This window comes from Flavobacterium frigoris PS1, assembly GCF_000252125.1.
Classification (GTDB): domain Bacteria; phylum Bacteroidota; class Bacteroidia; order Flavobacteriales; family Flavobacteriaceae; genus Flavobacterium; species Flavobacterium frigoris_A.
Genome location: NZ_AHKF01000020.1, coordinates 85,919 through 99,489 on the forward strand (window position 1 = coordinate 85,919; position 13,571 = coordinate 99,489).

Annotated in this window: 13 protein-coding genes; 6 read left to right on the plus strand and 7 right to left on the minus strand. The window is 33.3% G+C overall.

What is annotated here, in order from left to right; translation table 11 throughout:
- Positions 1–136: 136 nt before the first annotated feature.
- Positions 137–2,104, minus strand: a complete 1,968-nt coding sequence (locus HJ01_RS12910; protein ID WP_007138895.1) for a KUP/HAK/KT family potassium transporter — start codon at positions 2,102–2,104, stop codon at positions 137–139.
- Positions 2,105–2,229: 125 nt separating this feature from the next.
- A complete protein-coding gene (locus tag HJ01_RS12915) occupies positions 2,230–3,525 on the minus strand; it encodes a hypothetical protein (RefSeq protein ID WP_007138896.1) in 1,296 nt (431 codons plus the stop codon).
- A gap of 116 nt (positions 3,526–3,641) precedes the next feature.
- On the opposite strand from HJ01_RS12915, the gene HJ01_RS12920 reads away from it, so the two are divergent.
- Positions 3,642–4,706: a WD40/YVTN/BNR-like repeat-containing protein gene (locus HJ01_RS12920; RefSeq protein WP_007138897.1), complete on the plus strand. Its 1,065-nt coding sequence runs from the start codon at positions 3,642–3,644 to the stop codon at positions 4,704–4,706.
- Between the two features lie 71 nt (positions 4,707–4,777).
- Here HJ01_RS12920 and HJ01_RS12925 read toward each other — a convergent pair whose 3' ends face one another.
- From HJ01_RS12925 to HJ01_RS12940, 4 genes are all read right to left on the minus strand, one after another.
- Positions 4,778–5,236 (minus strand): hypothetical protein, encoded by a 459-nt coding sequence (locus HJ01_RS12925; RefSeq protein ID WP_040473982.1) that lies wholly within the window; start codon positions 5,234–5,236, stop codon positions 4,778–4,780.
- A 16-nt stretch (positions 5,237–5,252) separates the two neighbouring features.
- The gene (locus HJ01_RS12930; RefSeq protein ID WP_007138899.1) at positions 5,253–5,663 is read right to left on the minus strand and encodes a hypothetical protein; all 411 of its coding nucleotides are present in this window, start codon (positions 5,661–5,663) and stop codon (positions 5,253–5,255) included.
- 33 nt (positions 5,664–5,696) lie between these two features.
- Positions 5,697–6,239, minus strand: a complete 543-nt coding sequence (locus HJ01_RS12935; RefSeq protein ID WP_007138900.1) for an RNA polymerase sigma factor — start codon at positions 6,237–6,239, stop codon at positions 5,697–5,699.
- A gap of 61 nt (positions 6,240–6,300) precedes the next feature.
- Positions 6,301–7,494 (minus strand): SRPBCC family protein, encoded by a 1,194-nt coding sequence (locus tag HJ01_RS12940; protein ID WP_007138902.1) that lies wholly within the window; start codon positions 7,492–7,494, stop codon positions 6,301–6,303.
- Between the two features lie 306 nt (positions 7,495–7,800).
- Between HJ01_RS12940 and HJ01_RS12945 the strand changes: the two genes are divergently transcribed.
- Together HJ01_RS12945 and HJ01_RS12955 are read left to right on the plus strand one after the other, a co-directional pair.
- Positions 7,801–9,837, plus strand: a complete 2,037-nt coding sequence (locus HJ01_RS12945) for a dipeptidyl-peptidase 3 family protein (protein WP_007138903.1) — start codon at positions 7,801–7,803, stop codon at positions 9,835–9,837.
- Between the two features lie 340 nt (positions 9,838–10,177).
- Positions 10,178–10,561, plus strand: coding sequence for a nucleoside triphosphate pyrophosphohydrolase family protein (locus HJ01_RS12955; protein WP_007138906.1), 384 nt, complete (start codon positions 10,178–10,180; stop codon positions 10,559–10,561).
- A 157-nt stretch (positions 10,562–10,718) separates the two neighbouring features.
- Here HJ01_RS12955 and HJ01_RS12960 read toward each other — a convergent pair whose 3' ends face one another.
- Positions 10,719–11,786 carry a branched-chain amino acid aminotransferase gene (locus HJ01_RS12960; RefSeq protein WP_007138908.1) on the minus strand — a complete coding sequence of 356 codons (1,068 nt, stop codon included), beginning with the start codon at positions 11,784–11,786 and terminating at the stop codon, positions 10,719–10,721.
- A gap of 296 nt (positions 11,787–12,082) precedes the next feature.
- On the opposite strand from HJ01_RS12960, the gene mnmD reads away from it, so the two are divergent.
- The 3 genes from mnmD (at position 12,083) to HJ01_RS12975 (ending at position 13,528) form a co-directional block, all read left to right on the plus strand.
- Positions 12,083–12,748: a tRNA (5-methylaminomethyl-2-thiouridine)(34)-methyltransferase MnmD gene (mnmD, locus tag HJ01_RS12965; RefSeq protein ID WP_007138909.1), complete on the plus strand. Its 666-nt coding sequence runs from the start codon at positions 12,083–12,085 to the stop codon at positions 12,746–12,748.
- 155 nt (positions 12,749–12,903) lie between these two features.
- Positions 12,904–13,101, plus strand: coding sequence for a hypothetical protein (locus HJ01_RS12970; protein ID WP_040473958.1), 198 nt, complete (start codon positions 12,904–12,906; stop codon positions 13,099–13,101).
- Between the two features lie 229 nt (positions 13,102–13,330).
- Positions 13,331–13,528 carry a hypothetical protein gene (locus HJ01_RS12975; RefSeq protein WP_007138911.1) on the plus strand — a complete coding sequence of 66 codons (198 nt, stop codon included), beginning with the start codon at positions 13,331–13,333 and terminating at the stop codon, positions 13,526–13,528.
- Positions 13,529–13,571 lie beyond the last annotated feature (43 nt).

Here is a 13,571-nt window from a genome sequence, read left to right on the forward strand (position 1 = left end):
AATTATTGAGGTGCAAAGGTACTATTAATTGATTGAAAGTTAAATTTTTAATAATGAATGTTGATTTTAAATTTTCAGCATAAAAAAAACACTGCTTATAAGGGCAGTGTTTTTGAATTTTATTAATTGAAATCCCTTATTTAACCCTTGTTAGCCCGATGTTTTCAGGAGCATGAAGGACCATTGGAAATTTTTCTATTTTTACAGAACTACTGTCTAAACCAAAAGCACTTTCTTCAGACAGACTTAATTTTTTAATGAAGAAATAAGAGTTCATGATTATTTTCTCATGCCATCTCATATCACTATCATTAGATAGAAACTTCTCAGATAAAACAAACTTGAAGTCGCCAATGATATTGTTCTTATTTAATGATTCATATCGACTTGTAATATCGACTTCACCTTTTTTAACCATGTCTTTGATTACTTCTCGGAACATTAGATTTATTTTTGTTGGTTCTCTAAAACCTAAATTGAAGTCTACACGATATAAATCATCTTTGATTATTTCACTTACTTTATACTCAGTTTTATAAGGTTCACTTAAAATATTTACATGGACAAACCAATATATATCAGCTCTTTTAGGTCTTTTTTGCAATATAGAATACATTACCTTTTCTTCAATTTCATCAGCGCGATTTGCATTGGTCATGTAAACTAAGTGAGTTGCATATTTTGGAATGGATAAATCAGCACTTAACTCCATTAGTACTTTTCTGTAGTCCTCAATTTTTACAATTTTAGTGTAGGTCTTACTTATTTTTTTAGCGAGATACCATGTTGTCATTACAGAGATTAATAATACAGCTATGATAAGGGTTACGTAACCTCCTTCAGAAAACTTAGTGATATTTGCGACAAGGAAACTTAACTCAATTGCTAGATATATCGAGATCAATGGTATGATAAAGTATAATTTTACTCTTTTCATTATTAAGTAAAAGTTAAGCAAGATTGTTGTCATTATCATACATAATATGATTGCAAGCCCATAAGCATGTTCCATATTACTGGACTCTTCAAAGTGAAGTACAATTCCAACACATCCAAAAAACAGCAACCAGTTGATCGACGGGATATACAGCTGTCCTTTTAATTCCGTAGGATATTTTATTTTTACTTTTGGCCAGAAATTTAATCTCATGGCTTCATTTATTAAAGTAAATGAACCGCTAATAAGCGCTTGAGATGCTATTACTGCAGCAAGTGTCGCGATTACAATCCCTATAGGTTGAAACCAGTCAGCCATTATAAGGTAGAATGGATTGCCATTAACACCACCTAAAGTTTGTAACGTTTCTCCTTCATGATGTATCAAATAGGCCGCTTGCCCAAAATAATTAAGTACTAATGTTGTTTTTACGAATATCCAGCTAATTCTAATGTTTTTTCGGCCACAATGCCCCATGTCTGAATATAATGCTTCGGCACCTGTTGTACAGAGGAATACAAAACCAAGTACAAAAAAACCGTCAGGATGAATGGATAGTAAGTGGTAGGCGTAGTATGGGTTGAAAGCTTTAAAAACTTCAGGATGCTTTGTAATTTGGATTAATCCAAGGATTCCAAGCATGCTGAACCAAATTAGCATCATGGGAGCGAAAAATTTACCGACTAGTTTTGTGCCAAATTGTTGAATTGTAAACAATACGAATAAGATTCCAATAACAATGGGGACGGTATTTATTTGTGGGTAATAGGTTTTAATTCCTTCCACGGCCGATGAAACGGATATAGGAGGGGTTATGATACCATCAGCAAGCAAGGCACTTCCTCCAATAATGGCGGGGACGATTAACCATTTAATTTTTGTTTTTTTGACTAACGCATATAAGGCAAAAATTCCGCCTTCACCATGGTTGTCTGCACTCAAGGTTATGAGGACATATTTGATGGTGGTTTGTAAGGTAAGAGTCCAAAAAACGCATGAAATACCTCCTAGGACAATATCTGCATTTATAATATTATTACTAAGTATGGCTTTCATTACATATAATGGAGAGGTTCCAATATCACCGTAAATTATTCCCAACGTAATTAATAAACCACCTAGCGTTAATTTTGAATGTAGGTTTTTATGCGATGTGCTTGTGCTCATGAATTATCTTTAAAAAACTCGTCAAATTTACTCTTTTAAAATAAATTAGAACTGTTTATCTCGAAATAAGACATAAAAAAACACGGTTCGTTAAAACCGTGTTTTCTGTTTCGTTAAAAAAGGGATTATGTTCTTCTATTACCTCCTCTTGATGAGTTATTTCCTTCTTCGTTAGAAGAAGAGTTTCTTCTTTGACTTTCAGCTCTTTGTGGTGCGTCTTGTCTAGCAGAACTAGCCCTATTTTGTGAATTGTCTCTCTGTGTTTGCGTTCTTTGTGGCGCAGCTTGTGTAGCTGAGTTTCCTCTGTTTTGTGAATTTTCTCTCTGCGTTTGCATTCTTTGAGGTACAGTTTCTCTTGAAGAACTAGTTCTGCTTTGTGAATTGTCTCTCTGCGTTTGCGTTCTTTGAGGTGCAGTCTCTCTTGAAGGACTAGTTCTGTTTTGTGAATTGTCTCTCTGTGTTTGCGTTCTTTGAGGCGCAGTTTCTCTTGAAGGACTAGTTCTGTTTTGCGAATTGTCGCTCTGCGTTTCAGTTCTTTGAGGTGCACTTTGTCTAGATGAACCTGCTCTATTTTGCGAATAGTCCCTTTGATTTCCAACTCTTCCACTTTGTTCTCTTGAAGGGCTTGTTCTATTTCTAGAATTACCATTGTCGTTGCGTGAGTTAACACTTCTGGAGTTTCTTCTTTGGTCTAATTCATAACGATTAGAAACAGTTGCGTTTCTTCTTGAAAATGCATAATCAGGATGACGTTTTTCATATCCATTTGAACGTCTTGAGCTATATAAAACAACCGCTTGGTTACTTCTTCTTGAAGTTACATAATTATAGTTGTTGTGTATGTTTAAGCTAAGTTGGATGTTGTTTCTATATCTGTAAACAGGAAAAGGATTCCATGCATAATAATAAGATGGGTAAAAGTTCCAGTACCAGTTTGAAACATATGGACGATAGTTATTAGACCATAATGAGGCATATATTACTGGAGTGCTATAATAATTAGGTTCATAAATATAATTTGGACCATACATGTATTCATTACCTACAACTTGTATGTGAACTCTATTGTATCTGTCTTTTTCTACCTCGATTGTAGCAACGTCCTGATATACATCTCGATCAAGTACAGACTGAATGATGATAACGTGAGTGTTATAATCAACAGTTTCGATAACTCGCAAGTAATCAACTTCATTATCGTAATTCAGATCCAAATTTGATATTTGAAGTTCAGGATCGTTCAAGCGTCTTTCAAAATCTTGAAGATTTCTGGAATCCCCAAAAATATCGGTAACAGCTCTTAAGTCTAAATTATCACTAATTTCGTCGTTCATTGCATTTACCCTAGTTCTGTTTTGCGCCTGCATTTGCAGTGCAAAAACGGAAGTCATAAGACTCAATAATAGTATTTTAGTTTTCATAATCAGTGTATTAAAATATAACAATTTTGGATATCCAATTACTGTGCCAATAAATTTTGAGTTGATTTGTCATTCCTATAATTAGTTGTAAATTAGCTTTAAATAAACGGATAAGGATGAAAAAAAAAATTATAGTAGGGTTAACGGTGCTTATTTTAATTTCTTGTAAAACAGCGTTGTATGAGAAAATAAGTAAGGATAAGATTATTTATAAGACAGTTGTAATTGACACGCTGTTTCAGGATAATATCAGTATCAGGGCGATATTAATTGACGAGAATAAAATCTGGTATTCTGCAAATAATTCAAGATTTGGTTTTTATGATTTGAAAACTAAACTGAAATTTGAAAGAAACATATTTAAGGACAGTTTAAAGTTGGAATTCAGAAGTAATGCACAAACGGCTCATGCTGTTTTTATATTGAATGTTGCTAATCCAGCTTTACTTTATAAGGTTTCTAAAAAAGATTTTACAACTAAATTAGTATATCAGGAAAGCCATGAAAAGGTGTTTTATGATAGCATGCAGTTTTGGAATAACAAAGAGGGAATTGCAATGGGGGACCCTATAGCGGGCTCTCTTTCTATTATCATCACGAGAGACGGAGGAAATACATGGAACAAAATACCAGCAAATGAATTACCTGAAATTGCTGAAGGCGAAGCAGCTTTTGCGGCAAGTAACACTAATATTGTAATAAAGGGAAATAATACCTGGATTGTTTCTGGAGGTAAAAAAGCGAGGGTTTTCCATTCCTCTGATAAAGGAAAGAGCTGGCGAGTTTACAATACACCGATAGTTCAAGGCAAAGCGATGGCAGGTATCTTTACTGCTGATTTTTATGATTCGGAAAAAGGATTTATTGCAGGAGGAGACTATGAGGCTCCAAATCAAAATTTCGGAAATAAGGCGGTTACCTATGATGGAGGGAAAAATTGGGAGCTTATTTCAGAGAACCAAGGTTTTGGATACGCTTCTTGTGTTCAATACATACCTCATAGCAATGGAAAGTCACTTGTTAGTGTAGGGGCATCCGGAATTCATTATTCTTGTGATGGGGGTAATTCATGGAAACAGCTGGCTAGTGATCCAAATCTCTTTACTATTCGTTTTGTAGATAGGCAAACTGCAATTGCTGCAGGGAAAAATAAAGTGATTCGGATTAAATTTTTGAAATAAAATAAAATCCCAATCTAATAATTTCATTATTGGATTGGGATTTTATTAGTTCACAAGGAGAGAATAAGATGTTATTTTCTGTTTCCTCTGTCTCTGTATTGATGCAATAATTTTCTATTGAAACCTTCTTCAGAAATTCGAAGTTTAATGATTTTTACCGCAGGTAATACCTTTCTTAGATTCTTAGTGTAATTTTTACGTAGTAAAAATAACTCCTCATCTGTGTTTTCCATTTGCGTCAATAATAGGACTGCTTGACTTTCAGTCATTCTATTTAAATCAGCCTCACCCATTCTCTGCTTATACGCTTTCATTTTTAGATGCCTTATTTCAAATTGTTTATCATCGAAGGTGTTGTAAACAGGCCAGAATTTTTCGGCTTCCTTAGTTGTTAAGTCTAGTTCGGTCGTTAAAAAAGCCACTTTTAAAGCTTTAATTTGTTCCTTTTTGTCTTTCATGCTTTCGCTTTGAGCGTAAAAATTAAAAGAGCTAAGTAGCAAAAGTATCGGTAGGATTTTTTTAATGTTCATTTTCTTTGTGTTTTTATTATTCATTGAGGAGCTGCTCCAAGTCAGGATCGCTAGCCAGCATGTCTTCAATTGTCTTGTCCTCCAAGGCAACCGTAGTGTTTATATGGTCAATATCTTCAGACTCTAATGCGTTTATCAAATCAAACTGAGTCATATTGGTTTGATAACTTAAGTAGTTTTCCAAGGTAGCCTCGTCTAATTCTTTAGTAGTAGTAGTGTCGAATAAGATTGGAACCATCAGTGCAATAATTAATATGGCAGCTGCAGCCATAAATGCATTTTTTCTTCTCTGAAAAATAGAAATTACCTTTGGTTCATTTGCAGGCAAAGTCTGCATTAACTTTTCTGAAAAATTTTCAAAGTAATGCTCCGGAGTTTTAAACCCAGATTCGATTTTCGGTTTGTTTTCTAATTTAAATGCTTTCATAACAATGGTTAGACTTAATTATTGATAAAAGGTTTAATCGGCCATGACAAATGCTTCAATTTTTTTTACTGCATGATGATAGGAAGCTTTTAGTGCGCCTACCGAAGTTCCTAAAATATCTGATATTTCTTCATATTTCAGTTCTTCAAAATATTTCATTTTGAAAACTAATTGTTGTTTTTCAGGAAGGGCCGCAATTGCTTTTTGTAATTTAATTTGAACTTCATTCCCGTCAAAATATGGATCGGATTTAAGATTGTCTATCGTTTTATTCTGCAACGATTCTGATGAAACCCCATTTTTTTTTGCTTTTTGACTTAAAAAACTAATTGCTTCGTTTGTGGCTATGCGGTAGATCCATGAAAAAAGCTTGCTTTCCCCTTTGAACTTTTTTAAATGTTGAAACACTTTTATAAATGTATTTTGCAAAACATCGTCAGTATCGTCATGATTTAACACGATGTTACGGATGTGATTGTACAATGGTTTTTGATAAGCTAACAAGAGTCTTTGAAACGCCTCATTTTGCGTTTTAGGATTCAATAACTGTTGAATAAATTCCTCTTCTTCTGGCAAAGCTATTATTTATGGAGTTAGAATAGAATTTATCGAATTGGTTTAATCAAAAAAATAATAATTAAAATTCAGATGGTTCTTCTTCTTTAACTTTGGGTACAACTGGTTTTTTAGGCTCGCTGGTTTTTAGGGGTGTTTTAATAATTTTTGCCGGTTCAGCTGCGCTTGGCAGCGGTTGTTCTGCAGAAGGCTCGGTAGCTTTTGTTACTACTGGGATGTACGCTTTTGCAGGTACAACTTTTGGAATTAGTGGTACATAAATTTCGGTAACCCACTTTGAAGGGTTTTTTATATCAGTTCTAGAGGTAATGTAGATTTCAATATGTGAAAATATAGGGTTTACTATAAGTTGGTTTTTAACACTATATTCTACCGTTTTGTCATACCCCTTTTTGGTATGCGATATATCTCCAACAACAGTGGTCTTCACGCCTTCAAATGCTTCTAGCTTTCCAGATAGGATATCGCTCCCAGAACTGGTGAATATTTCACTTTTTATGGGAATGCAAATGGATATTTTTGCTAGTCCGGTAGTTAGGTCATAAGTGTGGTAAATCACGAACGGCTTTCCGTTAATTTGGACATTGTTTTCTTGGCAAAAAGCTTCGATTTTAGGGATTACAACTTTAAAGTTTTTATTGATTTTTACGATTTCAGAGGTGAAAGTCTGGCTCAAATAAAAGATTTGCGGTTTTTTAACCACGCCATCTAATTTTATGGTAAATGTGTTTATTTCATAATCAAGAGCCTTGTCTAAATTAGACAGACTTTTTTCATACATGGTGCCTATAACTTTATCCACGCCACCATTTAAAGCAGCATAGATTTTAAACATAAAACTCATTTTTCCAATTGATCTCCAACTAACTTTTGTTCCTCCAATAGTATCCTTGAATCTCCAGGAAACATCAGCCGATGTACCGTTAAAATTCATTTTTTGAGAAATACTGTCGTTTTCTTTTACAAAGAGGGTTTGCATCTGACCGTCACCATCTTTCCCGTCCCAAGAATAGGAAGCCCCTTTGCCAATTGTTTTTTGAGGATATGATATTTTTATTTCTGGATCTTCCGTAGTCCAACTCCCAAAATCTTCCCAGTTTTTATAGTCATTTACATAATTATATACTGCTGGTTTTGCTGAATTGATAAATTTACTTCTCTCAACATTAAAATCACCTTTTTGTGTAGCCATAAAAATGGAAAGGGCCACTAAACTCAGCAATAATAAAAGAAATATGTATTTTAAAATCCTCATAATAAATTGGTTGTTTTCGGTGGTAAAGTTAGAATTTTTATCAATATCTAAGACGATTCATAAAAAAATTATAGGCAAACTAGTTTTTAAGGCATTTATTTTTTTAAAAAATGGTTTTAGCTTCAATATTTGTATTAAATAATGGGAATTTAAAAGGTCTCAAATGAATGTCGAAAGATTTTTTTAGCATGTGTATTTTGCATTTTCTTTATTTTTGAAGGACCGTAGGCGATGTTTTTTATTGTTTGTTTACAGAATATGTATATTTGCTGAATAATAGATTTATTAATCTTTAAAAACACAATAATGAAATTACTTAGAATCACAGGCATTTTCATGACTCTTGCAGTTTCTGCTACTTGTAATGCGCAAGTGGTAAAAGCAGCAGACGTAGTTAAAAAAGAAAATGTTGCTTTTGAATACGTTGTCGAGCAATTTTCCGACATAAAAGTGCTACGATACCAAATTCCAGGCTGGGAAAACCTAACGCTTAAGGAGCAAAAGCTGGTCTATTATCTTACGCAAGCTGGAACTTCTGGACGCGATATCATGTGGGATCAAAATTATAGGCACAACCTGACAATCAGAAAAGCATTAGAGAATATATACCAAAATTACGAAGGCGATAAAACTACTGAAGATTGGAAGAATTTTGAAATTTACCTAAAAAGGGTTTGGTTTTCAAACGGGATTCACCATCATTATTCAAACGAGAAAATTCAGCCTGATTTTTCGGAAGCTTATCTCGCGATTTTGATGAAAGCGACAAAAACGAAATTAGAGCCAGGTATTGCTGCAATTTTATTTAATGACATCGATACAAAAAAGGTGAATTTGGATGAATCTAAAGGATTGTTGGCTGGTTCTGCTATCAATTTTTATGAGAAGGGTATTAGCTTGAAAGAAGCAGAAGATTTTTATGCTAAAAAAACAAGTCCAGATGCTAAAAGACCATATTCTTATGGTTTAAATTCTAAATTAGTTCGCAATTCAAAAGGACAATTAGAAGAAAAAGTGTGGAAAAGCAATGGGATGTATGGAAAAGCGATAGATAAAATCATTTATTGGTTAGAGAAGGCCCAATCTGTTGCAGAAAATAAGAATCAAGGAGATGCTTTAGGGTTACTAATCTCTTATTATAAAACAGGAAGTTTGAAGACTTGGGATGATTACAATATCGCTTGGTTAGCAGCTACTGAAGGCAATATTGATTATATCAATAGTTTTATCGAAGTCTATAATGATCCTTTAGGATACAGAGGTTCTTATGAGGGAATTGTGCAGATTAAAGACTTTGACATGTCTAAAAAAATGGAAGTAGTGTCCGGCAATGCGCAATGGTTTGAAGACAATTCTCCGCTAATGCCACAACATAAAAAGAAGAATGTAGTGGGAGTTTCTTATAAGACTGTAATTGTTGCAGGTGAATCGGGTGATGCTTCACCAAGTACTCCAATTGGTGTTAACCTTCCAAACGCAGATTGGATCCGTGCCGGTCATGGATCAAAGTCAGTTTCGTTAGGAAATATTATCGATTCGTATTCTAAGGCAGGTGGAAAAGGGAAGTTGCAGGAATTTGCAAACGATGAAGAAGAAGTTGCTTTAGCGGAACAATATGGCGAGATAGGCGATAAATTACACACGGCACTGCACGAAGTTGTAGGTCATGCTTCAGGGCAAATTAATCCCGGTGTAGGAACACCAAAAGAAACCTTGAAAAGTTATGCTTCTACTCTTGAAGAGGGAAGAGCTGACTTAGTAGGTTTGTACTACTTATACAATCCTAAAATTCAAGAATTAGGTCTAGTAGATGATTGGAAGAAAACAGGAATGGAGTCTTACGATAGCTACATCCGAAATGGATTGATGACTCAATTATTCCGTTTAGAGTTGGGTGCTAACATTGAAGAAGCCCATATGAGAAACCGTCAATGGGTGAGCGCTTGGGCATTCGAAAAAGGATTAAAAGACAATGTAATTGAAAAAGTAAACCGTAATGGTAAAACATATTTCAATATTACCAATTATGAAAAACTACATGATTTATTTGGAGAATTGTTACGTGAAGTTCAACGTATCAAGTCCGAAGGAGATTATGAATCGGGTAAAGCTTTAGTCGAAAATTATGGTGTAAAAGTGGATCAAAAATTACATGCTGAAGTTTTAGAGCGCAACAAACAATTCTCTTCGGCGGCATATAGTGGATTTGTAAACCCTTTATTAGTTCCTAAATTAGATGCAAAAGGGACAATCATTTCGATAGAGGTGAAGCAACCGAATTCCTTTGTGGAACAAATGTTGTACTATTCAAAAAACTTTTCTTTTTTACCTCTTGAGAACTAAGAATATTTAGACTAAAGTGCAAATAAAAGGCCAATTTCAGTGGCCTTTTATTTATTTTAAAAAGAAAAACTACCTTTTAAAAAATACTTTTATCACAAATAATATCCCAATAAAAAGAACGAAAGCGATCAGAATCTTATAACTTCCTTTATAAAATAGGTTGTGTAATTTCAGGTCTTTTCGATAGGCATATATCATTGCGATAACAAATACAATGAAAAAAAAGCCTGCAAATCCTAATTGTCCTTGACTAAACATAGTTTGAATTATTTTTCAGCAAATTTAGCTAATTGTTTAGAAATAGTTGCTACTTTGTCTTTTCATTTAATATAATTTAATTATGCAAAAACAAATAGATTCAGTTAAGGAATTTCATATAGCATTTAAAATAGGATATAGTGAAACTCCAGTAGCGGACTTGGGTGAAAGTAAAAGTACGCTTCGCTACCATTTGATGAAGGAAGAGAATGAAGAATACCTTGAGGCAGTTCAAAACAATGACTTAGTCGAGATCGCCGATGCCTTAGGTGATATGATGTACGTTCTATTAGGAACCATTATAGAACACGGACTACAGCACAAAATAGAAGCGATTTTTGACGAGATCCAAAGAAGCAATATGAGTAAATTAGATGAAGAAGGAAATCCGATTTCTCGTGAAGACGGAAAGATAATTAAGGGGGCCAATTATTTTAAGCCTAACTTCTCCAAAATACTCAAATAGTGTTCTGAAATCGTTTGTTCAATTATAATATCTTTAACTCCTTGAAGAAAAATATAGATTTTGCTCAAACAATTTTCTTTTTGCAAATTAAAAATAGGAGTATAAAAAAAGGTGATTTTCAATTTGAAAATCACCTTTTTATTTGGGATTATTAGAACTAAACTTTAACTGTCCAACCAAAAGTATCTTCAGCTAGTTTGTGTTGCATGTTTGTTAATTCTTCTTTTAATTGAGAAGCATAAGAGTTTTCAATTTTTGGCAATTCATAATATACATCCTGATATGAGAATCCAATGATAGGATTAACTACAGCCGCAGTACCTGCACCAAAAATTTCTTTTAAAGTACCATTTTTAGATGCTTCAACTAATTCAGAAACCAGAACAGGACGAACTTCTACAGCAATACCATCTTTTTTGGCCATTTCAATCAGACTCTTTCTAGTGATACCATCAAGAATTCTTTCACTTGTTGGCGCAGTGTATAAGGTGTCATTTATTCTAAAAAACACATTCATTGTTCCTGCTTCTTCAAGTTTAGTATGAGTAGCATCATCAGTCCAAATTACTTGTTGGAAACCTTCCTTATTAGCCAAGCTTGTTGGGTAAAACTGAGCAGCATAGTTACCTGCAGCTTTTGCAGCTCCAATTCCGCCATTTGCGGCTCTACTGAAATGCTCAGCAATCAACACTTTTACTTCTCCTGAATAATACGATTTAGCAGGAGAAAGTATAATCATAAATTTATAGTCATCCGATGGGTTTGCAATTACACCTCTACCGGTAGCAATCATAAATGGGCGTATATATAAAGTGTTTCCTTTTCCTTTTTTAATCCAGGCTTCGTCTAACTGTAACAATTGATTCAGACCATCCATAAATACAGCTTCTGGAACTTCTGGCATAGCCATTCTTACAGCAGAATTATTGAAACGTCTATAGTTTTCATCAGGTCTAAAAAGCCAAACCGCATCTTCATCATCTTTGTAAGCTTTCATACCTTCAAAGATGGCTTGACCATAATGAAAAACTCGAGCTGACGGATCTAACAAAAAAGGGGCATAAGGCTTGATGACTGGTTTTTGCCATTCTCCATTTGTATAATCACATTCCATTAAATGGTCTGTAAATACGGAGCCAAAGCTTAAGTTTTCAAAATCAACTTCATTTATTTTAGAAGTTGGCGCTTTTATTATGTCAATTTTGTTGGTGTGAGTTGTGCTCATAATACTATATTGGTTTTATTTTTATTATTGTTTGAGAATTAAGTAAAAGCCTATAAAATTCAGTTTATTTTAAATTGAACTTTAATTGATGCAAAATTAAATAAAAATCAATAGATTCCTTGTGAAAATATCATTAAATATAGCTTTTAATTGTGATTTAATTATATTAAAAAAAGGAGTGTAATTTATATGAAATCTGTATAATTTGGAGTGTTTTGAACTTTCTATATTAGTTTTTGATTAGTTTTGGCGTGCAGAGGAAGGATAAAATAGTAATCATTATCAAAAATAGTATTTTGGAAAGAGAAATTATACAAACGCTCGATGGTTCGACCACGATACAAATAAAGGAATGGGATGAGTGTTACCATTCTAAACACGGTGCTATACAAGAAGCACAACATGTTTTTATAAAGAATGGTCTTTCCCTTTTTCAAAACAGGGAAGTTTCAATTTTAGAAATAGGATTTGGGACTGGATTAAATGCATTTATTACTTTTTTAGAAGGACGAAAAATGAATCAGTCCATTGAATATGTTGGAGTGGAAGCGTATCCTATATCGGCTGAGGAGTTGATTTCGATGAACTACGTGGAAGAATTAAATGCTACGGATGATAAAGGTCAATTTGAAAAAATGCATCAGTGCAATTGGGAAGAAAAAATGGTATTGAGTAAGGACTTTACTCTAACAAAAAGGAAACAGTTTTTTGAAGAAATTGATGATTTGAATCGATATGATTTAATTTATTTTGATGCTTTTGGCTATAGAGTCCAGCCCGAATTATGGAGTACTGCCATTTTTAAAAAAATGTATGAGTCCCTTAAAGACAAGGGGGTATTGGTGACTTATGCGGCTCGCGGTGTCGTAAAACGGAGCATGATTGAAGTAGGATTTACCGTCGAAAAATTAGCAGGGCCTCCAGGGAAAAGAGAAATGTTTCGTGCGAGTAAATCCCAATAGATATTGTTTTTGGTGTTTTATGTTTTATCAAAAATAGTTAGCAGGGATGAAATAATAATCAAAAATATACGTTAATTTGATAGATTGTAATTATAATAAATGTATTTTTACTGAACATTAAGAATGATAATTTAACCTAAAAACTATAGTTTATTATGTCGAAAATCATGTTTGATTACACAAAATCAATACTAGAAAGAGTAAGTTTCGATCCGATACTTTTTTGTAAGGAGTTAGAAAAAGCCATCAAATCATTATTACCTTATGAAATGGAACAATTAAGAGAATGGCTATCTACTTTTATAATTGAAAAACCAGAATTACAACAATGTTTACTAATTGTAAATCAATAAATAGAAAAAGGAACCCCTAAAAAGGTTCCTTTTTTATTTTGTTTTTTTATGTTATTCTAAAAATTTTAAAAGGACTAAATTGCTTGTAAGATTTTTAATAAAATAAATCAACAAAAGAGTTTTTAGACGGTGTTTTTTGTACTTAGTAGGCTTTTTTTATGGAATTAAGAGTTTAAATCTTTAAATTTATATTGTATTTTAATAAGAAACCTTCTTAAACCGTTTAGTTATGTCTAGAATGATTTATGATTACACAAAAGAGGTACTCGAAAGAGTTAGTTTTGACCAAAAGCTTTTTATCAAGGAATTAAAAAAGGCAGTTAAAATTTTATTACCCTATGAAATTGACCATTTAAGAAAATGGCTTTTGTTCTATACCAGTGAAAAACCAGAATTAAAAAAATGTTTGTCTATTATCAATGAATAATAAAAAGGAACCTTTTGTGGGTTCCTTTTTTATGCCTATAAAT